Source organism: Pseudomonas sp. BIGb0164, from assembly GCF_024810135.1.
Taxonomy (GTDB): Bacteria; Pseudomonadota; Gammaproteobacteria; order Pseudomonadales; family Pseudomonadaceae; genus Aquipseudomonas.
The window spans coordinates 152,312-176,431 of sequence record NZ_JANUEA010000003.1; the positions used below are offsets into that span (position 1 = coordinate 152,312).

Annotated in this window: 18 protein-coding genes; 13 read left to right on the forward strand and 5 right to left on the reverse strand. The window is 61.8% G+C overall.

The features are described 5' to 3' along the window. The first annotated feature begins 50 nt into the window (after positions 1-50). On the forward strand, positions 51-896 hold the full coding sequence (gene choW, locus M2394_RS08510) for a choline ABC transporter permease subunit (protein ID WP_016972877.1): 846 nt from the start codon (positions 51-53) through the stop codon (positions 894-896). Further along, positions 893-2,071, forward strand: a complete 1,179-nt coding sequence (gene choV, locus M2394_RS08515) for a choline ABC transporter ATP-binding protein (protein WP_178924142.1) — start codon at positions 893-895, stop codon at positions 2,069-2,071. Before choW ends, choV begins: the two co-directional genes overlap by 4 nt. Positions 2,072-2,227: 156 nt before the next feature. Here the strand turns inward: choV and betT are convergent, their stop codons facing one another. Beyond that, complete coding sequence (gene betT / locus M2394_RS08520; protein ID WP_178924144.1) at positions 2,228-4,219, reverse strand: choline BCCT transporter BetT; 1,992 nt, start codon at positions 4,217-4,219, stop codon at positions 2,228-2,230. A 323-nt stretch (positions 4,220-4,542) separates the two neighbouring features. Between betT and betI the strand changes: the two genes are divergently transcribed. The 10 genes from betI (at position 4,543) to yccS (ending at position 19,385) form a co-directional block, all read left to right on the forward strand. Continuing rightward, the gene (gene betI / locus M2394_RS08525) at positions 4,543-5,136 is read left to right on the forward strand and encodes a transcriptional regulator BetI (RefSeq protein ID WP_178924146.1); all 594 of its coding nucleotides are present in this window, start codon (positions 4,543-4,545) and stop codon (positions 5,134-5,136) included. 110 nt (positions 5,137-5,246) lie between these two features. Then, entirely contained in the window at positions 5,247-6,719 is a 1,473-nt protein-coding gene (gene betB / locus M2394_RS08530; protein WP_178924148.1) for a betaine-aldehyde dehydrogenase, read from the forward strand. Between the two features lie 137 nt (positions 6,720-6,856). Next, a complete protein-coding gene (gene betA, locus M2394_RS08535; RefSeq protein ID WP_176996696.1) occupies positions 6,857-8,551 on the forward strand; it encodes a choline dehydrogenase in 1,695 nt (564 codons plus the stop codon). Positions 8,552-8,749: 198 nt separating this feature from the next. Next, entirely contained in the window at positions 8,750-10,192 is a 1,443-nt protein-coding gene (locus tag M2394_RS08540; protein ID WP_178919856.1) for a TldD/PmbA family protein, read from the forward strand. Next, positions 10,192-11,508 carry a TldD/PmbA family protein gene (locus tag M2394_RS08545; RefSeq protein WP_259172122.1) on the forward strand — a complete coding sequence of 439 codons (1,317 nt, stop codon included), beginning with the start codon at positions 10,192-10,194 and terminating at the stop codon, positions 11,506-11,508. Before M2394_RS08540 ends, M2394_RS08545 begins: the two co-directional genes overlap by 1 nt. Before the next feature lie 301 nt (positions 11,509-11,809). After that, positions 11,810-12,700, forward strand: coding sequence for an alpha/beta fold hydrolase (locus tag M2394_RS08550; protein WP_259172123.1), 891 nt, complete (start codon positions 11,810-11,812; stop codon positions 12,698-12,700). A gap of 36 nt (positions 12,701-12,736) precedes the next feature. Further along, entirely contained in the window at positions 12,737-14,164 is a 1,428-nt protein-coding gene (gene mdtD, locus M2394_RS08555; RefSeq protein WP_178919853.1) for a multidrug transporter subunit MdtD, read from the forward strand. Positions 14,165-14,294: 130 nt separating this feature from the next. After that, positions 14,295-15,632, forward strand: coding sequence for an ATP-dependent RNA helicase DbpA (dbpA, locus tag M2394_RS08560; protein WP_256349848.1), 1,338 nt, complete (start codon positions 14,295-14,297; stop codon positions 15,630-15,632). Positions 15,633-15,791: 159 nt separating this feature from the next. Beyond that, positions 15,792-16,970, forward strand: coding sequence for an NAD(P)/FAD-dependent oxidoreductase (locus tag M2394_RS08565; protein ID WP_178920096.1), 1,179 nt, complete (start codon positions 15,792-15,794; stop codon positions 16,968-16,970). 231 nt (positions 16,971-17,201) lie between these two features. Further along, positions 17,202-19,385 carry a YccS family putative transporter gene (gene yccS / locus M2394_RS08570; protein WP_178920095.1) on the forward strand — a complete coding sequence of 728 codons (2,184 nt, stop codon included), beginning with the start codon at positions 17,202-17,204 and terminating at the stop codon, positions 19,383-19,385. 103 nt (positions 19,386-19,488) lie between these two features. Here yccS and M2394_RS08575 read toward each other — a convergent pair whose 3' ends face one another. Continuing rightward, positions 19,489-20,226 (reverse strand): ABC transporter substrate-binding protein, encoded by a 738-nt coding sequence (locus M2394_RS08575; protein ID WP_259172127.1) that lies wholly within the window; start codon positions 20,224-20,226, stop codon positions 19,489-19,491. A gap of 220 nt (positions 20,227-20,446) precedes the next feature. Between M2394_RS08575 and M2394_RS08580 the strand changes: the two genes are divergently transcribed. Then, the gene (locus M2394_RS08580) at positions 20,447-20,899 is read left to right on the forward strand and encodes a GNAT family N-acetyltransferase (RefSeq protein WP_178920093.1); all 453 of its coding nucleotides are present in this window, start codon (positions 20,447-20,449) and stop codon (positions 20,897-20,899) included. 147 nt (positions 20,900-21,046) lie between these two features. Here the strand turns inward: M2394_RS08580 and M2394_RS08585 are convergent, their stop codons facing one another. The 3 genes from M2394_RS08585 to M2394_RS08595 are packed head-to-tail and all read right to left on the reverse strand — an operon-like array spanning position 21,047 to position 24,010. Further along, positions 21,047-21,343, reverse strand: coding sequence for a helix-turn-helix domain-containing protein (locus tag M2394_RS08585; protein ID WP_178920092.1), 297 nt, complete (start codon positions 21,341-21,343; stop codon positions 21,047-21,049). Between the two features lie 18 nt (positions 21,344-21,361). Continuing rightward, complete coding sequence (locus tag M2394_RS08590) at positions 21,362-21,862, reverse strand: M48 family metallopeptidase (RefSeq protein ID WP_176996707.1); 501 nt, start codon at positions 21,860-21,862, stop codon at positions 21,362-21,364. Positions 21,863-21,904: 42 nt separating this feature from the next. After that, the gene (locus M2394_RS08595) at positions 21,905-24,010 is read right to left on the reverse strand and encodes a bifunctional diguanylate cyclase/phosphodiesterase (RefSeq protein ID WP_259172132.1); all 2,106 of its coding nucleotides are present in this window, start codon (positions 24,008-24,010) and stop codon (positions 21,905-21,907) included. Positions 24,011-24,120 lie beyond the last annotated feature (110 nt).

The following is a 24,120-nucleotide window of genomic DNA, read 5'->3' on the forward strand; positions in this document are numbered from 1 at the left end:
GGTGCGCTGCCCCGGGATGTTTTCCCTTTCGCATGTGGACATTCACTACCATGCTGACTGAACAGAAAATCCCACTAGGCCAGTACATCGCTGCCTTCGTCGAATGGCTGACCCAACACGGCGCCAACTACTTCGACGCAATCGCATCGACGCTGGAAACGATGATCCACGGCGTGACGTTTGCGCTGACCTGGTTCAATCCGCTGGCATTGATCGGTCTGATTGCGCTGCTGGCTCACTTCATTCAACGCAAATGGGGCCTGACGGTCTTTGTCATCGCCTCCTTCCTGCTGATCCTGAACCTGGGATACTGGCAGGAAACCATGGAAACCCTCGCCCAGGTGTTGTTCGCCACCCTGGTCTGCGTGGTCATCGGTGTGCCGCTGGGCATTGTTGCCGCGCACAAACCGCTGTTCTACACCATGATGCGGCCGGTGCTCGATCTGATGCAGACCGTACCGACCTTCGTCTACCTCATCCCTACCCTGACCCTCTTCGGGCTGGGTGTGGTGCCCGGCCTGATCTCCACGGTGGTGTTCGCGATTGCCGCGCCTATCCGCCTGACCTACCTGGGTATCCGTGATGTACCGCAAGAGTTGATGGACGCCGGCAAGGCCTTTGGCTGCTCGCGCCGTCAGTTGCTCTCGCGCATTGAACTGCCCCACGCCATGCCGAGCATCGCTGCCGGCATTACCCAATGCATCATGCTGTCGTTGTCGATGGTGGTGATCGCGGCCCTGGTTGGCGCCGACGGCCTCGGCAAGCCGGTGGTCAACGCACTGAACACCGCCGACATCGCCCTGGGCTTTGAAGCCGGCCTGGCAATCGTGCTGCTCGCCATCATGCTCGACCGCATCTGCAAACAACCCGACGCCAAAGTAGGGGGTGATGCATGAGCATTATCCGATTCGACAAGGTCGACGTGATCTTCTCCAAAGACCCACGCGAAGCGCTCAAGCTGCTGGACCAGGGCATGAGCCGTAACGAGATCCTGAAAAAGACCGGGCAGATTGTCGGCGTAGAAAAAGCCAGCCTGGACATCGAGAAAGGCGAAATCTGCGTGCTGATGGGCCTGTCGGGTTCTGGCAAGTCGAGCTTGCTGCGCTGCATCAACGGCCTCAACACCGTAAGCCGTGGCCAGTTGTTCGTGGAGCACGAAGGCCGCCAGATCGACATCGCTTCATGCTCCGACGCCGAGCTGAAAATGATGCGCACCAAACGCATCGCCATGGTGTTCCAGAAGTTCGCCCTGATGCCGTGGCTGACGGTGCGCGAGAACATCAGCTTTGGCCTTGAGATGCAGGGCCGTCCGGAGAAAGACCGGCGCAAGCTGGTGGATGAGAAACTCGAGCTGGTGGGCCTGACTCAGTGGCGCAACAAGAAGCCCGATGAGCTGTCCGGCGGCATGCAGCAGCGCGTGGGCCTGGCCCGTGCGTTGGCGATGGACGCCGACATCCTGCTGATGGACGAACCCTTCTCCGCCCTCGACCCGCTGATCCGCCAGGGCCTGCAGGACGAACTGCTGGAACTGCAACGCAAGCTGAGCAAGACCATCGTGTTCGTGAGCCACGACCTCGACGAAGCCCTCAAGCTCGGCAGCCGTATCGCGATCATGAAAGACGGCAAGATCATCCAGTACAGCGTGCCGGAAGAGATCGTGCTGAACCCGGCCGATGACTATGTGCGCACCTTCGTCGCCCATACCAACCCGCTGAACGTACTGTGCGGACGCAGCCTGATGCGCACCCTGGACAACTGCAAGCGCGTCAACGGTTCGGTGTGCCTGGACCCAGGCGGCGACTCGTGGCTGGACCTGGCCGAAGGCAACACCATCAAAGGTGCACGCCAGAATGGCGCGGTGATGAACCTGCAGAACTGGGCGCCGGGGCAAGCGGTGGAAGGTTTGGGCCGGATACCGACGCTGGTGGACTCGAACATCGGCATGCGCGATGCGCTGCAGATTCGGTATCACACGGGGAACAAGCTGGTGTTGCATGACAACAACCAGGTGGTGGGGATTCTGGGGGACAGCGAGCTGTACCACGCCTTGCTGGGCAAGAACCTGGGCTAAATCCAACTAAAGAAATGCGGTCGATGTGGGAGCTGGCTTGCCTGCGATAGCGGTGGTGAATTCACTACAGCTATCGCAGGCAAGCCAGCTCCCACAGTTGACCTCATTCCAATCATGAAACAGCGGCACCAGTGACGGCGCCGCTCAGCTCAATCATCAGCTATAGACACGGCCAAGGAGCTGCCGATGGCTTTCAAACTGATCGAGCACGTCCCGGGTGATCTGTTCCTGGGTAAAGCCCATCAGGTCGTATTCCTGAGGTCCGTTGTGCAGGTAGACCTCGGCCCGGTAGTAACGGGTGCGCTCTTCCTCGGGCAGGTCGGTCGGTGCCGACGAGTAAGCATCCAGGCTCACTTCGTAGACAAACGGGTTGCCCTCTTCCATCTCGATCCGCACACCAATGCAACGCTTGGATTTGCCGAGCAAAGTCTGCACTTCAAGGCCCTGTTCACGCAGCGCGCTCGCCGCTTCTTCCAGCGCAGGCGTGACGTGCTTGTCCATGAAACGTTGCACGGTGCCTTGGCTCGGTTGCAGGTCCAGCGCAGTCAAACGCTCGCTGAAACCACGACGGCCACGCTCTGCCAGTTGCGCCTGCTCTTGTTCGATGGCCACGTCCTGGCGCATTGCCTTGTGCAAGCCGAACATGAAGAAAATCAGCACCACCGAGAACGGCAGCCCTGCCAGCACCACCATGGTTTGCATGGCTTCAAAGTTGCCGGCGAACAGCAGACCGATGGTCACCAGGGTGATCACCACCGACCAGAAGATCCGCAGCCAGTGCGGCGCATCTTCATCCACGTTGCCGCCTTTGCACGACAGGTTGGCCATCATCACCGCGCCGGAATCCGCCGGGGTCAGGAACAGCACGAAACCTACGAAGATCGACACACCGATGACGACTTTCGACGCTGGGTAATGCTCCAGCAGTTGGTAGATGGCCATGGACGGTTGTTCCAGCGCCGTCTTGCCCAACTCCACTGCACCGTGGTTCAGCACCAGGTCCAGGGCCGAGTTACCGAAGATCGACAGCCACGCCAGGGTGAAGCCCAGCGGAATCAACAGCACGCCCGCCACCAGTTCACGCACCGTGCGACCACGGGAAATACGCGCGATGAACATGCCCACGAATGGGGCCCAGGAAATCCACCACGCCCAGTAGAACAGGGTCCACAGGCCCATCCAGCGCTCGGTCTTGTCGGCGTCGCCTTCATACACATAGAGGTCGAAGGTTTTCAGCACCAGGCCGTTCATGTAGTCGCCGATGTTCTGCACAAAGCCGTTGAGCAAGTGCAGGGTCGGGCCGAACAGCAGCACAAAGATCAACAAACCGCTGAACAGCACGATGTTGAGGTTGGACAGGCGGCGAATGCCGTTCTCCACACCCGACACGGCGGCGATGGTCGCCACGGTGCTCATCACGATGATCACGATCAGCAGGTTGGTGTTGCTGTGCTGCATGCCGAACAGGTTTTCAAGCCCCGACGACACTTGCATCGAGCCAATGCCCAGGTTGGTCACCAGGCCCAGCAGCGTCACGAACATGCCGAAGCCGTCCACCGCATGGCCGGCTGCACCTTTCACCCAACGCTCGCCCACCAGTGGGTAGAGTGCCGAGCGCAAGGCCAGCGGCTGGTTGTGGCGGTACGCGAAGTACGCCACGGCCAGGCCGACCAGGGCGTAGATCGCCCAGCCGTGCAGGCCCCAGTGCAGGAAGGTCAGTTGCAGCGCCTGGCGCGCGGCGCCATTGCTGGCGGCGGCGCCTTCAGGCGGGTTGAAGTAGTGGTCCAAAGGCTCGGATGCACCGAAGTACAGCAGCGAGATGCCGATGCCGGACGAGAACAGCATGCCGGCCCAGGCGCCGTAGCTGAAGTCCGGGGTGTCGTCCTTGCTGCCCAGTTTCAACTTGCCGTAGGACGAAAACGCCAGGCCCACCACGAACACGAGGTAGGCGGCAATGACCACCATGTAGTACCAGCCGAAGCTTTTGGAAAGCCAGGCCTGTGCAACGCCGAGCATGCGCCCGGCCTCCTGCGGGGCGATGATCAGAATGGCGGTCAACAACAGAATCAGCGCGGTGGAGGTGTAGAACACCCAACCGTTGACCCGGACCTTTTCAGGCGGGGTCTTTATAAGAGAGGCAGAACTCATGGCGCAGATGCTCCGGGCAGTGCGAGAGAGAAACACAAGGCAACGGTTATCCCGGGACATCGATTTTTCGGCAGTCGACGGACGGGTGTTATAAAGACACCCCGAAAATCCTTGAGCCCCCACCGAACCGGTAGGCAGGGCGTTCCAAGGGTTTTTGCAGGTGTCATTTGTCGCGGCTCACAGGCAGGAAACATCTGTAGGCAGCGACCATTTGTCGCAGATCTTATTCTTTGTTGATTGAACGTTCAATCAAAACAAAATAGACTGGCCATCAAGCCGACGGACGTTTATCGCCCATCGGCAGGCCTAAGGAGAGGTGCTACATGCCCAAGGTCGGTATGCAACCCATACGCCGCCAGCAATTGATCGAGGCCACGTTGACGGCCATCGATCAGGTCGGGATGGGAGATGCCAGCATTGCGCTGATCGCCCGCTTGGCCGGCGTGTCGAACGGCATCATCAGTCACTACTTTCAGGACAAGAACGGCCTGATCGCAGCGACCATGCGTTACCTGATGAACGCGCTGATCGAGAACGTCCACGAACGCAGGCTAGCGCTGACAGACGACAGCCCCCGTGCCCACCTGCAGGTGATCATCGAGGGCAACTTCGACGCCAGCCAGGTCAACGGACCGGCAATGAAAACCTGGCTGGCCTTCTGGGCCACCAGCATGCACCACCCGTCTTTGCACAGGTTGCAGCGGATCAACGATCAACGTCTGTATTCCAACCTGTGCTGCCAGTTCCGCCGAGTGCTGCCGCTGCCGCACGCACGTAAAGCAGCCCGAGGCCTGGCGGCCCTGATCGACGGTTTGTGGTTGCGCGGCGCCCTGTCGGGAGACGCTTTCGACACGGCGCAGGCGCAACGGATCGCTTATGAATACATGGATTTCCAATTGGCCAAGCAGGTGAGTTAGAGCACACATAACCGCTCAACCCCTGAACTGCTGTCGCTCAGTGTTGCCACACCCTTATGGCCCATTGATCGGCGGTTAACGCCAACCACTTATGCACTTGCGAGGACTTTATGGCCCGTTTCGAACTGCAAAAACTCTACATTGACGGCGGCTACAGCGACGCTGGCAGCGATGCCACCTTCGACGCCATCAACCCGGCTAACGGTGAAGTTCTCGCCCAAGTGCAACGCGCGACGAAAGAAGACGTTGAACGTGCCGTGGTCAGCGCCGAAAAGGGCCAGAAAATCTGGGCCGCCATGACCGCCATGGAGCGCTCCCGCATCCTGCGCCGTGCCGTCGACATCCTGCGCGAGCGCAACGATGAACTGGCCGCCCTGGAAACCCTGGACACCGGCAAAGCCTTTTCCGAAACCAAGTACGTAGACATCGTCACCGGCGCTGACGTGCTGGAGTACTACGCAGGCCTGGTACCCGCCATCGAAGGCGAGCAGATCCCGCTGCGTGACACCGCCTTCGTCTACACCCGTCGCGAGCCGCTGGGCGTGGTCGCCGGTATCGGCGCGTGGAACTACCCGATCCAGATCGCCCTGTGGAAATCCGCACCGGCCCTGGCCGCCGGCAACGCGATGATCTTCAAGCCAAGCGAAGTCACCTCGCTGACCACCCTGAAACTGGCCGAGATCTACACCGAAGCCGGCGTTCCGGCAGGCGTGTTCAACGTACTGACCGGCAGCGGCCGTGAAGTCGGCACCTGGCTGACCGAACACCCGCGCATCGAGAAAGTCTCCTTCACCGGCGGCACCGACACCGGCAAGAAAGTCATGGCCAGCGCGTCGAGCTCCTCGCTCAAAGACGTGACCATGGAACTGGGCGGCAAGTCCCCGCTGATCATCTTCGACGACGCCGACCTCGACCGCGCCGCCGACACCGCGATGATGGCCAACTTCTACAGCTCCGGCCAGGTCTGCACCAACGGCACCCGTGTGTTCGTGCCCAAGCACCTGCAAGCAGCGTTCGAAGCCAAGATCGCTGAACGTGTTGCGCGCATCCGCATCGGTAACCCGGAAGACGAAAACACCAACTTCGGCCCGCTGGTCAGCTTCCAGCACATGGAAAGCGTGCTGGGCTACATCGCCAAGGGCAAAGAGCAAGGCGCACGCCTGCTGTGCGGCGGCGATCGCCTGACCGACGGCGATTTCGCCAAGGGCGCCTTCGTGGCCCCGACCGTGTTCACCGACTGCACCGACGACATGACCATCGTCCGTGAAGAAATCTTCGGCCCAGTGATGGCGATCCTCACCTACGAGACCGAAGAAGAAGTGATCCGTCGCGCCAACGACACCGACTTCGGCCTGGCCGCTGGCCTGGTAACCAAGGATCTGAACCGCGCCCACCGCGTGATTCATCAGCTGGAAGCGGGTATCTGCTGGATCAACGCCTGGGGCGAGTCCGACGCGAAGATGCCGGTCGGTGGCTACAAGCAATCCGGTGTGGGCCGTGAGAACGGCATCAGCTCGCTGAACAACTTCACCCGCATCAAATCGGTACAGGTTGAGCTGGGCGATTACGCCTCGGTGTTCTGACACCCCGAGTTTTGTATTGCCTGTGAGGCCCCTATCGCAGGCAAGCCAGCTCCCACATTGGGAATGCATTCCCCTGTGGGAGCCGGGCTTGCCCGCGATGAGGCCCGACCTGACTATCTCAAAAGAGGGTGCATCCAATGTCCCAAGAATACGATTACATCATTGTGGGTGCCGGCTCCGCCGGTAACACCCTGGCGACCCGTCTGACCGAAGACGAAGGCGTCACTGTTCTGCTGCTGGAAGCCGGTGGCCCCGACTACCGTTTCGACTTCCGCACGCAAATGCCCGCCGCCCTGGCGTTCCCGCTGCAAGGCCGCCGCTACAACTGGGCCTACGAGACCGATCCAGAGCCACACATGGACGGCCGCCGTATGGAATGCGGTCGCGGCAAGGGCCTGGGCGGCTCGTCGCTGATCAACGGCATGTGCTACATCCGTGGCAACGCGATGGACTACGACGGCTGGGCAAAACTGCCAGGCCTGGAAAACTGGACCTACCTGGACTGCCTGCCGTACTTCCGTAAAGCCGAAACCCGCGACATCGGCCCGAACGATTGGCACGGCGGCGATGGCCCGGTCAGCGTGACCACGCCAAAAGCCGGCAACAACCCCCTGTTCCACGCCATGGTTGAAGCCGGCGTGCAGGCGGGCTACCCGCGTACCGAAGACTTGAACGGCTATCAACAAGAAGGCTTCGGCCCGATGGACCGTACCGTCACGCCGAAGGGCCGTCGCGCCAGCACCGCGCGCGGTTACCTGGACACCGCCAAGAAGCGCTCCACGCTGACCATCGTCACCCACGCCCTCAGCGACAAAGTGCTGTTCGAAGGCAAGCGTGCCGTTGGCGTGCGTTACCTGATCGGCGCTGCCGAAGAGCGCGTTGAAGCCCGTGCACGCAAAGAAGTCATCGTGTGCAGCGGTGCAATCGGTTCGCCGCAACTGCTGCAACGCTCCGGTGTTGGCCCGTCCAAGCTGCTGGAAAGCCTCGACATCCCGGTGGTCCACGACCTGCCAGGCGTCGGCGAAAACCTGCAGGACCACCTTGAGCTGTACCTGCAATACGCCTGCACCCAACCGGTGTCGCTGTACCCGTCGCTGCTCTGGTACAACCAACCGGCGATTGGTGCCGAGTGGCTGTTCAACGGCACCGGCATCGGCGCCAGCAACCAGTTCGAAGCGGGCGGTTTCATCCGTACCCGTGAAGAATTCGAATGGCCGAACATCCAGTACCACTTCCTGCCGGTGGCGATTAACTACAACGGCAGCAACGGCGTGCAAGAGCACGGCTTCCAGGCACACATGGGTTCCATGCGCTCGCCGAGCCGTGGCCGCATCCAGCTGAAGTCGAAGAACCCACGGGATTACCCGAGCATCCTCTTCAACTACATGGCCACCGAGCAGGACTGGCAGGAATTCCGCGACGGCATCCGCCTGACCCGTGAAATCATGCAACAGCCGGCGTTGGACCAATACCGTGGCCGCGAAATCAGCCCGGGCATTGACGTGCAAACCGATGAGCAGCTGGACAAGTTCATCCGCGAGCACGCCGAAACCGCGTTCCACCCGTCCTGCTCGTGCAAGATGGGCACCGACGACATGGCGGTGGTGGATGGCGAAGGCCGCGTGCATGGCATGCAGGGCCTGCGTGTGGTGGATGCGTCGATCATGCCGATCATCACCACCGGCAACCTGAACGCGCCGACGATCATGATCGCCGAGAAAATCGCCGACAAGATCCGTGGCCGCCAGCCGCTGCCGCGCAGCACCGCTGACTACTACGTGGCCGGCGATGCGCCGGTGCGTGGCAAGCCGCTGCGGGAAATCGCGCAGTAACTGATACACCGCAATCTCTTGTAGTGAGCGGGCTTGCCCCGCGCTGGGCTGCGCAGCGGCCCCAAAATCTTGGGAGCGCTACGCACTCCAGCGCGGGGCAAGCCCGCTCACTACAATGATCGCCTTTCCTTGATCAGCTCCCAGCCCAGGCCTACTCTGTTTGCCTGCCCGCGCCGAGCCGCCCACAAGGAAGGCCACATGTTCGACTACCACGCCACACTCAAGCAGCACTTCAGTGCCCTGCGCACCCGCGCCGAATTCTTCTCGCTGCGTTACGTCCGCGAATCCGGCCAATACCTGTCGGTCCGCAAGAACGTCGCCGAGCCGCCCCACCTGAGCCACGACGAAGGCGCAATGCTCACCGTGCGCCTCAACGGCGTCGAAGCCTACGCCGCCACTAACGATATTTCCCTCGCGGGCCTGCAAGCCGCCCTCGAACGCGCCGAACAGCAAGCGCGGCAGATCAAGCCCCACGCCCTGCTCGACCTGCGCGATCAACACGTCTCCAGCGACGTCGCCGACTACCTGTCGCCCGAGCTTCAACAGCCCTTCCCTTCCTTGAGCGACTGCTACGCATTGCTCGGCAGCGAGTCGGCCGCCGTACCGAAGGATGAGCGCCTGGTGAACTGGGAAGTCAGCCTCGGCCTGACCCACGTCGAACAGATCTACCTCAACAACGCCGGCGCCGAACTGCGCCAGGCCCAGCGTTTTGTGTTCCCTGGCGTCAACGTCACCGCCTACGACGGCAACGACAGCCAGACCCGCACCCTGGGCGGCAGCAACTTCGGCCAGCAGGGCGGCTTTGATGTGATCAGCCGTTTCGGCCTGGTGGGTGCCGCACCGCGCATCGCCGACGAAGCCCTGCAACTGCTGCTCGCGCCCAACACGCCCAACGGCCCGCGCGACCTGTTGCTGATGCCCGACCAGATGATCCTGCAGATCCACGAGTCCATCGGCCATCCGCTGGAACTGGACCGCATTCTCGGTGATGAACGCAACTACGCCGGCACCAGCTTTGTGAAGGCCAGCGATTTCGGCCACCTGCAATACGGCTCCAAACTACTCAACGTGACCTTCGACCCGGACATCCCGGAGCAACTCGCCAGCTACGGCCATGACGACGACGGCACCGCCGCCAGCAAGCAGTTCCTGATCCGCGAAGGGCTGCTGCTCAAGCCGCTGGGCGGCGCATTGTCGCAATTTCGTTCGGGCATGAGCGGCGTGGCCAACAGCCGTGCCAGCAGTTGGAACCGCGCGCCCATCGACCGCATGGCCAACCTGAATATCGAAGCCGGCGATCAGAGCCTTGCGCAACTGATTGGCGGTGTGGAAAACGGCATCCTGATGTCGACCAACCGTTCGTGGTCCATCGACGATGCCCGCAACAAGTTCCAGTTCGGCTGCGAGTGGGGCCAGTTGATCGAGAACGGCGAGCTCAAAGGCGTGGTGAAGAACCCCAACTACCGCGCCATTTCCGCGCACTTCTGGCGCAACCTCAGCGCGGTCGGCGACGCCACCACCTTCAAGGTACTGGGCACGCCCAACTGCGGCAAAGGCGAACCCAACCAGGTGATCCGCGTCGGCCATGCCTCGCCCGCCTGCGTATTCAGTGATGTCGATGTATTTGGGGGAGACGCCTGATGAACAACTTCAAGGCATTGGTGGAATGGCTCAAGCACGCCATCACCGACAACGAGCAATTCCACCTGGGTTATGCCGATGAAGCGTCCGAGTTCGTGCGCTTCAACCACGCCAAGGTGCGCCAGGCGGGCCAGGTGCAACAGGCCAGCCTCAACCTGAAACTGATCAATGACGGCCGCCACGCCGACCTGGGCATTACCCTGTCCGGCGAGCCGGAGCTGGACCGTCAGCGCCTCGCCGATGGCCTGCAACAGCTGCGCGAAACGCTGCCGCTGCTGCCAGAGGACCCGTACCTGCTGCTCAATCACAACGCCTGGCAAAGTAACAACGAACAAACGCGACCGCTGCCTGACCTGGCCCGGGTGTTGGAGGAAATCAGCCAGGCTGCTGAAGGTGTTGACCTGGTCGGGTTCTACGCCGCTGGCCCCATCAGCCGTGGCTTCGCCAGCTCCGACGGTGCGTTCGGCTGGCATCGCGCCAATAGCTTCAACTTTGATTTCAGCCTGTTCCACGCCAATGGCGAAGCGGTAAAAGCCAGCTACGCCGGGCACACCTGGGACAGCGCCGAGTTCGCCGAACGCTTCCAGCAGGCCCGCGAGAGACTTGAGTTCCTTGGCCGACCGCTGCACACCCTCGCACCCGGGCAATACCGCGCCTACCTGTCCCCGGCGGCGATTGAAGAAATCATCAGCATCATCACCTGGGGTGGTTTTTCTGCCCAGGCCATCGCCAGCAAAGGCAGTTCGTTGCAGAAGCTGTACGCCGGCGAGCAATCCCTGAGCCCGCTGGTGACGGTGGATGAACAGATCAGTGGTTCCCTGAGCCAGGGGTTTTCCACCGAAGGCTACCCGCGTGGCGATGTCACGCTGATCAATGCAGGCAAGGCCGAAGGCCAGTTGATCAACTCGCGCAGTGCTGCCGAATATGGCTTGAGCACTAACGGCGCCAGCAGCGATGAATCCCCCAGCGCCTTGCAGATGGCGGCAGGCGACTTGGCCCAGGCCGATATCCTCAAGCAGTTGGGCACCGGGTTGTACATCAGCAACCTGTGGTACCTGAACTACTCCGACCTGCCCGCCGCCCGCCTGACCGGCATGACGCGTTTCGCCACGTTCTGGGTGGAAGACGGCGAGATAAAGGCGCCGGTCAGCACCATGCGTTTTGATGACAGCGTGTACAGCCTGCTCGGCTCGCAACTCGAAGCCCTGACCGCTGATCGGGAACTGCTGTTGTCGGCCAGCACCTACGGCCAGCGCAACACCGCGTCCAATCTGCTACCGGGCGCCCTGGTCAAACGCCTGACCCTAACCCTGTAACCCACCCCTTGTAGGAGCCGGCTTGCCGGCGATTGGGCCCGTAAGCCAAGCACCACGCTTAAGGACGCCATCGCCGGCAAGCCGGCTCCTACAGGGGAATTACCGTCACGGCGACGACGCTTCCCTTCTCCATACTTTGGCCATTCGGCCTGTTGTTCCCCTCCAAATTCCCCGTTATAACGGTTAGTGGCACCTAGCCACGTCCGTGCGGTAACAATAATTCCAACCCCGCCGCCCTTAAACCACTTGAGACCAAGTGATGCACGACCTTGCCCGGGAAAGGGCAAGCTGGAGCGTTGACATGAACCATGGAAGTTTTGTCATTGAAAGGCTGTTCAAGCACTACAACGTTCACATAGAGCAACTGGGTAACGACCCGCAAAAGAAAACCGTGCTGATGGTCAACGGCGCGCTGTCCACCACCCGCTCGTTTGCGCGCACCAGCAAATGCCTGGCGGAACACTTCAACGTGTTGCTGTTCGACCTGCCCTTTTCGGGCTACTCGCGCGAATACAACACCGACCTCGACCTGGTGACCAAGGACGACGAGGTGCAAATGCTCCGCGCCCTGGTGGAGCGCTTTGAGGTCAACCACCTAGTGTCGGCCTCCTGGGGCGGCATCTCCACGCTGCTGACCCTGGCCCACAACCCGCCCTCCATCGAAAGCTCGGTGGTGATGGCCCTGGCGCCCAACCTCAATAAGGCCATGCTCGACTACGTGGAGCGTGTGCGCGTGCTGATCGAGGCCGATGACAAGTCGGCCGTTGGTCATTTGCTCAACGAGACCGTCGGCAAATACCTGTCACCCCGGCTCAAGCGCAACAACCATCGCCACCTGTCGAGCATGGCCACCACGGAGTACCGTCAGGCGCGCTTTCATATCCACCAGGTGCTGGCCTTGGGTGATGGCAACTACCTGCCGGCCCTCAAGCAGATTGAAACGCCGGTGCATTTTCTCAACGGCACGCTGGACGAATACACCCCGGCCGCCGAGGCGCAGTTGTTCAAGCAATACGTAGGGCGCAGCAGTTTTGCCGTGGCCGAGCACACCGGCCATTTGCTCGACCTGGAGTCCCGCGAGTCCGCCTTGGCGGTGCACCGTGCGCTGTTGGACTTCTTGGTAGGCAAGGACGCCGCGTTGTCAGATATAGACGAACCGCCAGTGGGAAAAGGAGCGACGGATGGCGCATAATCGCCGACACATAGCCTGCTAACAAAAGGGTTTTCCATGCCGAATCGCGTCCCGCTCGATGCCAAGACCGCCCGCTGGCTACCCTGGGTGGTCGCGATTGCCTTCTTCATGCAGTCGCTGGACGGGACGATCCTCAACACGGCACTGCCGGCCATGGCCCGGGACCTCGCGGAAAACCCGCTGCGCATGCAAGGCGTGGTGATCGCCTACATGCTCACCGTCGCCTTGCTGATCCCGGCCTCAGGCTGGGTCGCCGACCGTTTCGGCACCAAGAAGATCTTCTTTGGCGCCATCATGCTGTTCACCCTTGGCTCGCTGCTGTGCGCACTGTCCAGCAGCCTGACCATGCTGGTGGGTGCGCGGGTCATCCAGGGCTTGGGCGGTGCCTTGATGCTGCCGGTCGGCAGGCTCGTGGTGCTGCGTGCCTACCCCCGTTCCGAGCTCGTGCGGATCATGGGCTTCATTACCATCCCCGGCCTGCTCGGCCCATTGCTCGGCCCGACCATGGGCGGCTGGATGGTGCAATACCTGACCTGGCACTGGATCTTCCTGATCAACCTGCCGGTGGGCATGGTCGGTTGCTACGCCGTGTGGAAACTGATCCCCGACCTGCGCGGCAGCGAACGCACGCGTTTTGATAGCGTGGGCTTCCTGCTGTTCGGCGCGGCGATGGTGCTGATCACCATCGCCATGGAAGGCCTGGGCGAACTGCACCTGCCGCACCTGCGAGTGATGTTGCTGCTGTTCGGCGGGCTGGCGTGCCTGGCGGCCTATTGGTTGCGGGCCGGGCATATCGATAACCCGCTGTTCTCGCCGGTGCTGTTCAAGACACGCACCTTTGCCGTGGGCATCCTCGGCAACCTGTTCGCGCGGCTGGGCAGCGGCGCCCTGCCGTTCCTGGTGCCGTTGCTGCTGCAAGTGGCGCTGGGCTACTCGCCGTCGGAAGCGGGCATGAGCATGTTGCCCCTGGCGGCGGCGGCGATGTTCGCCAAGTCCATCGCCCGCACCCTGATCGAGCGGCTCGGCTACCGCATCGTGCTGACCGGCAACACCTTGTTCCTCGGCATCATGCTGGCCAGCATGGGCCTGGTCAGCGAGCACACGCCTTACCCGCTGCTGCTCTGCATGCTGGCGATCCTGGGGGCGATCAACTCCCTGCAATTCACGGCGATGAACACCGTCACCCTGATCGACCTGGACGACGCCCAGGCCAGCAGCGGCAACAGCTTGCTGTCGGTGGTGGCGCAATTGTCCCTGAGCCTCGGCGTGGCCTGCGCCGGTGCGCTGCTCGGCGGTTTTACTGCCGAGGCTGGCAACGATGGCGTGGAAAGCGTGCTCGGCGCGTTCCAATTGACCTTCCTCACCGTGGGCATCATGGCGATGCTGGCGGCGGCGATCTTCCTGCAACTGTCGCCCACCGATGGCAAACGGGTGGTCAGCCGCGAGCACGACATCGAGCATTAACAGGCTTCTCGTCTAGAACTTGCGGGGAAATTCCGTTGAGACTGGTACACTGCGCGACATTTTGTTTTGCAGAGCCAGTCCCGTGACTACCATCGCCACCGCTTTTAATACTTTGCCCCTGTCCGCCGCCATGCTGGCTAACCTCGACTCGCTGGGTTATGTCGAGATGACGCAGATCCAGGCGCAAAGCTTGCCGGTGATCCTCAAGGGGCTGGACCTGATCGCCCAGGCCAAGACCGGCAGCGGCAAGACCGCCGCCTTCGGCATCGGCCTGTTGAACCCGATCAACCCGCGCTACTTCGGCTGCCAGGCCCTGGTGATGTGCCCGACCCGTGAGCTGGCCGACCAGGTTGCCAAGGAAATCCGCCGCCTGGCCCGTGCCGAAGACAACATCAAGGTACTGACCTTGTGCGGCGGCGTGTCCCTGGGCCCACAGATCGCCTCCCTGGAACACGGCGCCCACGTCATCGTCGGCACCCCGGGCCGCATCCAGCAGCACCTACGCAAGGGCTCGCTGGTACTGGACGGCTTGAACACGCTGATCCTCGACGAAGCCGACCGCATGCTCGACATGGGTTTCTACGACGCCATCGAAGACATCATCAGCAAGACCCCGCCACGCCGCCAGACCCTGCTGTTCTCGGCCACCTACCCGGTGAGCATCAAGCAGTTGGCCTCCAAGTTCATGCGCGCGCCGCAACAGGTGAAGGCCGAAGCGTTCCACTCCGATGACCAGATCGAGCAGCGTTTCTACGAGATCTCGCCGGAAGAGCGCATGGACGCCGTGACCAAGGTACTGGCGCACTTCCGTCCGGCCTCCTGCGTGGCGTTCTGCTTTACCAAGCAGCAAGTGCAGGAAACCGTGGATCACCTGACGGCCAAGGGTATTTCCGCCGTTGGCCTGCACGGCGACCTGGAACAGCGCGACCGCGACCAGGTGCTGGCGATGTTCGCCAACCGCAGCACCTCGGTATTGGTTGCTACCGACGTCGCCGCACGCGGCTTGGACATCGACTCGCTGGACATGGTGATCAACGTCGAACTGGCCCGCGACTCGGAAATCCACATCCACCGCGTGGGCCGTACGGGCCGCGCCGGTGAGACCGGCATCGCCATCAGCCTGGTAGCACCGTCCGAAGCGCATCGCGCCCAGGCCATCGAGCAGTTGCAGAAAACCCCGCTGAACTGGGACCAACTGGACAACCTCAAACCGCAAAGCGGTGGTCCGTTGCTGCCACAGATGAGCACCCTGTGCATCGCGGCTGGCCGTAAAGACAAGGTTCGCCCGGGTGACATCCTGGGTGCACTGACCGGTGAAGCCGGGATTCCGGGTGCCCAGGTGGGCAAGATCGCGATCTTTGATTTCCAGGCGTTCGTGGCCGTGGAACGCGGGATCGCCAAGCAGGCGTTGCAGCGCTTGAACGACGGCAAGATCAAGGGCCGTTCGTTGCGCGTGCGGATCTTGTAAAGATCTCTAGCTACACAGAGATCAAAATGTGGGAGCGGGCTTGCTCGCGAATGCGGTGTATCAGTCACCTAATTATTTGACTGGTACACCGCATTCGCGAGCAAGCCCGCTCCCACATTTGACTGTATTCCAAATCAGAATTTGTATGAGGACACCGTTTTGCGCTCGACCGAAGTTGTGATCATTGGCGCCGGCGCCGCAGGCTTGATGTGCGCGCTGACCGCTGCCGGGCGTGGGCGCAAGGTGATGCTGATCGACCATGCGAACAAGGCCGGCAAGAAGATCCTGATGTCCGGCGGTGGCCGCTGCAACTTCACCAATATGTACACCGAGCCGGCCAACTTCCTGTCGCAGAACGCGCACTTCTGCAAATCCGCCCTGGCCCGCTATACCCAGTGGGACTTCATCGGGCTGGTGGCCAAGCATGGCGTGCCGTACCACGAGAAGAAGCTCGGCCAGCTGTTCTGTGACAACAAGTCCAGTGACATCCTCGGCATGCTGCTCGACGAGTGCATCCAGGTCGGCGTGGACCTGCACCTGGACACCTCGATCCAGGAAATTGCCAAGGTCGACGGCGGCTATCAGTTGCAGACCACCTTGGGCGAGTTGCGCTGCGAATCCCTGGTGATCGCCACCGGCGGCCTGTCGATTCCCACCCTGGGCGCCACCGGATTTGGTTATCAGGTGGCCAAACAGTTTGGCCATGAACTGCTGCCGACCCGCGCCGGGTTGGTACCGTTCACCATCACCGACCAGCTCAAGGAGTTGTGTGGCGAGCTGTCTGGCACTTCGGTGGATTGCCTGGTGAGCTGCAACGGCCAGAGCTTTCGCGAGAACCTCCTGTTTACCCACCGCGGCCTGAGCGGGCCGGCGATTTTGCAGATTTCCTCGTATTGGGAAAGCGGCGATACGGTCGAGATCAACCTGCTGCCCGACCACGACGCCCACACCTGGCTGCAACAGCAACAGGTCGAGCGCCCGAACAGTGAGCTGAAAACCCTGCTGGGCGAGATCTTCACCAAGAAGATGGCCAACCTGCTGGCCGAAACCTGGTTCGCCTCCAAGCCGATGAAGCAATACACCCACGCCGAAATCGCGGACATCGCGCAAAAGCTCGGCAGCTGGCAGTTAGTGCCTGCGGGCACCGAGGGTTATCGCACGGCGGAAGTCACGCTAGGTGGCGTGGACACGCGGGAAGTGTCGTCCAAGACCATGGAATCGCTGAAAAGCCCGGGCCTGTATTTTATCGGCGAAGTGCTGGATGTGACCGGTCACCTGGGCGGTTTCAACTTCCAGTGGGCCTGGGCTTCGGGCTATGCAGCGGCGCAATTTGTCTGAATCAACACAGTAAAAATGTGGGAGCGGGCTTGCTCGCGAAGGCGGTGGATCAGTCATACATGTGCCGACTGACACGCCGCCTTCGCGAGCAAGCCCGCTCCCACATTGGCTGCATTCCACATTCAGGTGCAGGGGTGCAATAAATTTTGCTGTTAGATGTGATCGCCGCGCTTGCCGTGGCGTCATTACTGGCTCAATTTAGCGGCATCGTCCCGGAAGACTCCAGACTTCATGTCATCGACCTCGTTCAAGCAGTCCATGCGGCGCCTGTGGGCGCTGGATAAATTCAGTTACAGCGTTCGGGTATTCATCGCCCTCACCGGCAGCATGGCGCTGTGCTGGTATCAGGATGAAATGACACTGCTGATCCCGCTGTTCCTGGGGATTATCGCCAGCGCCCTGGCCGAGACCGACGACAGCTGGCAAGGCCGCCTCAACGCCCTGGCGGTGACGCTGGTGTGTTTCAGCATCGCCGCGCTGTCGGTGGAGCTGCTGTTTCCCTACCCCTGGATCTTCGCGATCGCCCTGGCCCTGGCCAGCTTCTGCCTGACCATGCTTGGTGCCTTGGGCGAACGCTACGGCGCGATTGCCTCGGCGACGCTGATCCTGTCGGTGTACACCATGATCGGCGTGGACCAGCGCGGCGGCGCGGTGACCGACTTCTGGCACGAGCCCTTGCTGCTGGTGGCCGGCGCCGCCTGGTATGGCGTGCTGTCGGTGTTGTGGCAGGCGCTGTTTTCCAACCAGCCGGTGCAACAGAGCCTGGCGCGGTTGTTCCGCGAGCTGGGGCGCTACCTCAAGCTCAAGTCGTCGTTGTTCGAGCCGATCCGCCAGTTGGACGTGGAAGCACGCCGCCTGGAACTGGCCCAGCAAAACGGCCGTGTGGTCGCAGCACTGAATGCGGCGAAGGAAATCATTCTGCACCGCGTGGGCAATGGTCGCCCAGGCTCGAAGGTCAGCCGCTACCTGAAGCTGTACTTCCTGGCCCAGGACATCCACGAGCGCGCCAGTTCCTCGCACTACCCCTACAACGCCCTGGCCGAAGCCTTCTTCCACAGCGATGTGCTGTTCCGCTGCCAGCGCCTGCTGCGCCAGCAAGGCAAGGCCTGCCAGACCCTGGCCGAGTCGATCCAGCTGCGCCAGCCGTTCATCTATGACGACAGTTTTGCCGAAGCCCTGGGCGACCTGAACGCCTCCCTGGAACACCTGCGCATCCAGAGCAACCCGGCCTGGCGCGGCCTGCTGCGTTCCTTGCGCGCACTGGCCGCCAACCTGTCCACCCTCGACCGCCTGCTGGGCGACGCGAGCAACCCCGATTCCCTGGCCGACGCCACCGACAGCAGCCTGCTCGACCGTGCGCCGCGCAACCTCAAGGAAATGTGGACGCGCCTGCGCACCCAGCTCACACCAACTTCGCTGCTGTTCCGCCATGCGCTGCGCCTGCCGCTGGCGCTGAGTGTCGGCTACGGCATGGTGCATTTGATCCACCCGTCCCAAGGCTACTGGATCATCCTCACCACCCTGTTCGTGTGCCAGCCCAACTACGGCGCCACCCGGCGCAAGCTTGGCCAGCGGATCGTCGGCACCGCCATCGGCCTGACCGTGGCCTGGGCGCTGTTCGACCTGTTCCCCAGCCCGCTGGTGCAATCGCTGTTCGCCATCGCCGCAGGCCTGGTGTTCTTTATCAACCGTACCACCCGCTACACCCTGGCCACGGCGGCGATCACCTTGATGGTGCTGTTCTGCTTCAACCAGGTGGGTGATGGCTACGGGCTGTTCCTGCCACGGCTGTTCGATACCTTGCTGGGCAGCCTGATTGCCGGCCTGGCAGTGTTCCTGTTCCTGCCGGACTGGCAGGGCCGTCGCTTGAACAAGGTGCTGGCCAACACCCTGACGTGCAACAGCATCTACCTTCGGCAAATCATGCAGCAATATGCGGCCGGCAAGAGCGACGACCTGGCCTATCGCCTGGCCCGCCGTAACGCACACAACGCCGATGCCGCGCTGTCGACCACCCTGGCCAACATGCTGATGGAGCCGGGGCATTTCCGGAAGGAGGCCGACGTGGGCTTCCGCTTCCTGGTGTTGTCGCACACCTTGCTGAGTTATTTGTCTGGCCTGGGCGCACACCGGGAAACCCAATTGCCCGCCGAAGTGCGCGAGCATTTGATCGACGGCGCGGGCAACTCATTGGCGGCGAGTATTGATGAGATCGCCACGGGGCTGGCGAACAAACAGCCGATTGCGATTCAGAGTGATGCGGAGGAAGCCTTGGCGGCGGACCTTGAGCAGATGCCCGATGAGATCGATGAAGGGCAGCGGTTGGTGCAGACGCAGTTGGCGCTGATCTGTCGGCAGTTGGGGCCGTTGCGCACGTTGGCGGCGCATTTGATCAAGGATACCAGCGAGGCTTAGATCGCTTTCGCGAGCAAGCCCGCTCCCACATTCGGCCGCATTCCAAATGATGTACGCGGTTCAATGTGGGAGCGGGCTTGCTCGCGAAGAGGCCCTAAGGGCCCTACATCCCATGTTCCTTCATCAACCGCTCATAGCTGCCATCGACCTTCATCTTGGCAATTTCCCGGTCGAAGCTGGCCACGATCTGCTCATGCTGCGGGTTCTTCAGGCTCACCAGGATATGCAGGCTGTTTTCAGTCAAGGGCTTGGGCACGAACTCCACCGCGTTGCGCACGCGCGGTGACTCCCGCGCCAGGTAGTAACGGGCCACGTACTCATCGTCCACCGTCAGCCGCACACGCTGTGCCGCCAGCATGCGCACGGCCATGGCGAAGTTATGCACCGGTACTTTTTGCAATTGGGTGTCCTGGTCGAACGCTGGCGAATAGGCATAGCCGCGCACCACGGCAATCGATTCGTCGTGCAGTTGCTCCAGATTCTGGTAGTCGATGAGGTCGTCGCGGCGCTTGATGAAACGCACGCGGTTGAGCAGGTATTCGCCGGAAAACTGCCCCAGCTGGGTGCGGGCATCGTCGTACCAGGCATTGACCAGCACGTCGTAGCGTCCGTCCCCCACACCCATCAGCGCGCGGGCCCAGGGCACCTGTTCGAAGTCACTGGCATACCCGGCACGGGCCAGGGCCGTGGTCACGATGTCGGTGGCCAGGCCGCCATTGATCAAGGTGGCATCGGTAAAGGGAGGCCAGGCATCCGCTACCAGGCGCAGACGCTGTGCAAGCACCGGTGTTGCCAGCAGCAACATTCCAATCAAAGCAACGGCACGAGAAAATCGCGGCATGCTCAAAGTCCTTGGCGGGCAGGCGTTGGCCTGAGCTCAGGCTCAACCTGAGGTTCTAACAGTAGCTCATCAATGAGACTGCATTGCAGATTACACAAAGAAGTCAGCGGCGAATGCACAGAATGATGGCAAATTGACGCCATTCACAAAAAAGCCAGATTTAGACAGCGCCGCTCGCCACGCTTACTATCGACACAGACACTTGATAAGAGAGCACACCATGACAGTCGAATGGGTCTGCAAACACCACGATGACCTGGGCAAGGACCAGCTGTACGCCATCCTGCGCCTGCGCAATGAGGTTTTCGTCGTCGAGCAGAAATGCGTTTACCAGGACCTCGACGGGCAAGACCTCTCGGGCGACACCCACCACCTGATGGCATGGCAGGACGACAAGCTGGTGGCTTACCTGCGCTTGCTGGACCCGGATACCCAGGGCGGTGACGTGGTGATCGGGCGGGTGATTGTGGCGCCCGTGGCGCGTGGCACAGGGCTGGGGCATCGGATGATGGAAGAAACACTCAAGCGCATTGAGGATATCTGGCCCGAGACGCCCATTTTTCTATCAGCCCAGGCGCATTTGCAGGGGTATTACGGGCGGTATGGATTTGTGGTGGCGGGTGAGGAATACCTTGAGGATGATATTCCACACATTGGTATGCGGCGCGACTGAGGGCCTCTTCGCAGGCAAGCCAGCTCGCACATTTGGATAGTGTTCACACATCAAAAGGTGGGGGCTCCCCTATCTGGACTGTGTTCACCCATCTAAAGGTGGGAGCTGGCTTGCCTGCGATGGCGGCGGTGTGGTCACCGTCGGGCTTCAGGGATACCCCAGCACCTGCTTCACCGACGCCAGATTCGCCTCAATCCACCCCCGGTCAATCGCCCCCCAGCTGCGAATCCGATAGTGCCCCGCATGGTTGCGGGCGCCGTCTTCCTGTTCGAACTCACACACGATATCCAGGTCGGCCAACGCCGCTATCGTGTCCTGCGCCGTACGCCGGGGCATGCCGGTCACGTCGGTCAGCGCAGGCACGCTGCTGGCCAGCCCGCTGTCGATCAGGTAGGCCACGTACAGGCGGCGGTAGAAGCTGCTCTTTGTCTTGCTCACATCCATGGTGGTCGCCTTGTGCGGTCAGGGTTTGCCCTGCAGGTCGCGATACGTGAGGTACACCCGCAGGTCGAATTCCACCTGATGGTAGCCCGGCATCATGTAGTCGCAGAGTTTGTAGAACGCCTTGTTGTGGTCCGATTCCTTGAAGTGCGCCAGTTCGTGCACCACGATCATGCGCAAAAACTCCGGCGCCGCCTCCTTGAACAACGAGGCGATGCGAATCTCTTTCTTGGCTTTGAGATTGCCGCCCTGTACCCGTGAAATCGTGGTGTGCAGGCCGAGGGCGCGGTGGGTCAGGTCCAGGCGGTTGTCGAACAGCACCTTGTCGATGGCCGGCGCGTTGCGCAGGTGTTCCTGCTTCAAGGCCAGGGCATAGGCGTACAGGGCCTTGTCGCTCTGCACAGCGTGGCGCTCGGGGTAGCGCTTTTCCAGGTAGTCGCCCAACTGGTCCTTGGCGATCAGCTGGCGCACCTGCTCCTGGAGCGCGGCGGGATAGGCCTGGAGGTATTTCAGGACGGTCATGGGGTCTGCAACAGGGTTGGAATGGGCGCCAGTGTAGCGAATTCAGCGCAGGCGCGGGGACGACCAGCCCGCCACTTCCTCTGCCATCAGCGGCTGCGCGGCCAACGGCCCCTGGATAAATGGGCAACCGTTGGACTTGAGCCACTGGGATTGCTCCAGCGTCTCGACCCCCTCGGCCACCACCAGCACATCAAAATGCCCACACAGCTCAATAATGCTGCGCGCCAACGCCGCGTCCCGCGCCGAGGCCGGCAGGCGCGCCACCAGGCGCGGGTCCAGCTTGAGGGTATCGAACTCCAGGTCGCGCAAATGGGCCAATGAACAATGGCCGCAACCGAAGTCATCCAGGGCGGTCCGCACGCCGATCTGGCGCAGCAGCCGCAGTTGCTTGGTCGACTCTTCAAGGTTGCTCATCAAGCTGTCTTCACTGATTTCCACCTCCAACTGCCGCCCCTGCAGCCCATGTCGTTCGAGCACCTGCTGCAGCTGGTTGGCCAGGTTGGGCATGTTGAACTGGCTGCTGCTCAGGCTCACGCTCAGCACCAGCTCGCTGTCGAAGCTGGCTTGCCAGGCCTGGCGCTGGGCCGCGACTTGCTGGTAGATCCACGCACTGAGCTGGCTGATCAGGCGCGCCTCTTCCAGCAGGGGCAGAAACAGCCCGGGCGGCACATCGCCGACGCTGGGGTGCTGCCAGCGCAACAGCGCCTCGACGCCGCGCAACCGCCCATCGGCCAGGGCCACCTGAGGCTGGTAGACCAGGGTGAAGTCCTTGTTCTGGATGGCCGTGCGCACACTGTCTTCAAGCATCAGGCGCGAGCGGGCGCGGCCGTTCATTTCCTGATCGTAATAGCGATATTGCTGACGCCCCGCCCGCTTGGCTTCGTACATGGCGATGTCAGCGGCCCGCAGCAAGCCGTTCAGGTCCGAGCCGCAGTCGGGGAACGTCGCGATGCCAATGCTGACCCCGAGCATCACATCCAGCCCCTCGACCTGCTGGCACACCGACACCCGTTCGATCAGTTTTTCCGCAATCTTGGCTGCCTGCTCGGGAAACTCCAGCTCCAGCAACGCAGTGAATTCATCACCGCCCATCCGCCCCAGCACATCATAGGAGCGCAGGCAGCTTTGCAACTGCTCCGACACCCAGCGCAGCACCCGGTCACCGGCGTCATGGCCCAGCGAATCATTGACCCGCTTGAAGCCATCCAGGTCCAGGTACAGCAAGACCAGGGACTGTTCGCTCCGTTCGTTGCGCAGCAAGGTGTTTTCCACCGCTTGGTAAAACCCGCGCCGGTTCAGCAGGCCAGTCAGCGGGTCGGTCACAGCCTGGAACTCCAGTTGCTGATGCAGGTGGCGCACCTCGGACATGTCCAGCACCGTCACCACCATCGCCTTGCGCTCGGCGGGCAGCGACGCACAGGACATGGCCACCGGTACCTGCTGGCCGCGATCGGTACGCAAGATGGCGTCGTGCAGGCGCCAGGTCTCGCCCTTGCGATACCCGGCCATCATCTGCGACTCCAGCCACACGGGCACATGGGGTTTTTGCAGGAAACCCAGGAACTCCCGACCTTGCAGCTCCTGGAGCGTCGCGTTGAGCAGGCGCGAAATGGCCGGGTTGGCGTACTCGATCACGCCCTCTTCACTCACCACCAGGATGCCTTCGGCAGCGTTGTCCAACACCGAGGCATTAAAGGCGCGGGCGGACTCCAGGTCATGGCTCAGGCGTTGCAGCGCGCGGCGGTTGCGCTGGTGCTCCAGCAACGCCTGGACCTTGGGCTTGAGAATATTGGGGTCGAAGGGTTTGAGCAGGTAGTCGATGGCGCCACTGGCATAACCTTCCAGCACCGCAGATGGGGATTGCGCATGGGCACTGAGGAAAATGATCGGCGTCATGCGGGTGCGTTGGCTGCCGCGCATCAACCGTGCGACTTCAAAGCCGTCCATGCCAGGCATCATCACATCGAGCAATACCAGGTCGACTTCGTGCGCCAGCAACAGCTCCAAGGCCTCCACACCGGAGCTGGCGGTGACGACCTGCCAGTCATCGCGGTGCAACAGCGCGCGCATGCTGATCAGGTTTTCCGGGTAGTCGTCGACCACCAGAAGAACCGAACTGCCATCGCCGTGGTGTGGGGCGCCATCCATGCTACGTCTCTTCCTTGGGGTGCTTCCGGTCATTTCTGAGAGAAAACCCGGACAAACGCTGAGGCCTCACTCTAGCCCCGGTTCCCGAAAATCAGAAGTGACGCGGGTGC

Bases quoted from the DNA above. Each gene is read 5' to 3' on its own strand.
- choW (WP_016972877.1), top strand. From the start codon at position 51: ATGCTGACTGAACAGAAAATCCCACTAGGCCAGTACATCGCTGCCTTC.
- choV (WP_178924142.1), top strand. From the start codon at position 893: ATGAGCATTATCCGATTCGACAAGGTCGACGTGATCTTCTCCAAAGAC.
- betT (WP_178924144.1), bottom strand. From the start codon at position 4,219: ATGAGTTCTGCCTCTCTTATAAAGACCCCGCCTGAAAAGGTCCGGGTC.
- betI (WP_178924146.1), top strand. From the start codon at position 4,543: ATGCCCAAGGTCGGTATGCAACCCATACGCCGCCAGCAATTGATCGAG.
- betB (WP_178924148.1), top strand. From the start codon at position 5,247: ATGGCCCGTTTCGAACTGCAAAAACTCTACATTGACGGCGGCTACAGC.
- betA (WP_176996696.1), top strand. From the start codon at position 6,857: ATGTCCCAAGAATACGATTACATCATTGTGGGTGCCGGCTCCGCCGGT.
- M2394_RS08540 (WP_178919856.1), top strand. From the start codon at position 8,750: ATGTTCGACTACCACGCCACACTCAAGCAGCACTTCAGTGCCCTGCGC.
- M2394_RS08545 (WP_259172122.1), top strand. From the start codon at position 10,192: ATGAACAACTTCAAGGCATTGGTGGAATGGCTCAAGCACGCCATCACC.
- M2394_RS08550 (WP_259172123.1), top strand. From the start codon at position 11,810: ATGAACCATGGAAGTTTTGTCATTGAAAGGCTGTTCAAGCACTACAAC.
- mdtD (WP_178919853.1), top strand. From the start codon at position 12,737: ATGCCGAATCGCGTCCCGCTCGATGCCAAGACCGCCCGCTGGCTACCC.
- dbpA (WP_256349848.1), top strand. From the start codon at position 14,295: ATGCTGGCTAACCTCGACTCGCTGGGTTATGTCGAGATGACGCAGATC.
- yccS (WP_178920095.1), top strand. From the start codon at position 17,202: ATGTCATCGACCTCGTTCAAGCAGTCCATGCGGCGCCTGTGGGCGCTG.
- M2394_RS08575 (WP_259172127.1), bottom strand. From the start codon at position 20,226: ATGCCGCGATTTTCTCGTGCCGTTGCTTTGATTGGAATGTTGCTGCTG.
- M2394_RS08580 (WP_178920093.1), top strand. From the start codon at position 20,447: ATGACAGTCGAATGGGTCTGCAAACACCACGATGACCTGGGCAAGGAC.
- M2394_RS08585 (WP_178920092.1), bottom strand. From the start codon at position 21,343: ATGGATGTGAGCAAGACAAAGAGCAGCTTCTACCGCCGCCTGTACGTG.
- M2394_RS08590 (WP_176996707.1), bottom strand. From the start codon at position 21,862: ATGACCGTCCTGAAATACCTCCAGGCCTATCCCGCCGCGCTCCAGGAG.
- M2394_RS08595 (WP_259172132.1), bottom strand. From the start codon at position 24,010: ATGGATGGCGCCCCACACCACGGCGATGGCAGTTCGGTTCTTCTGGTG.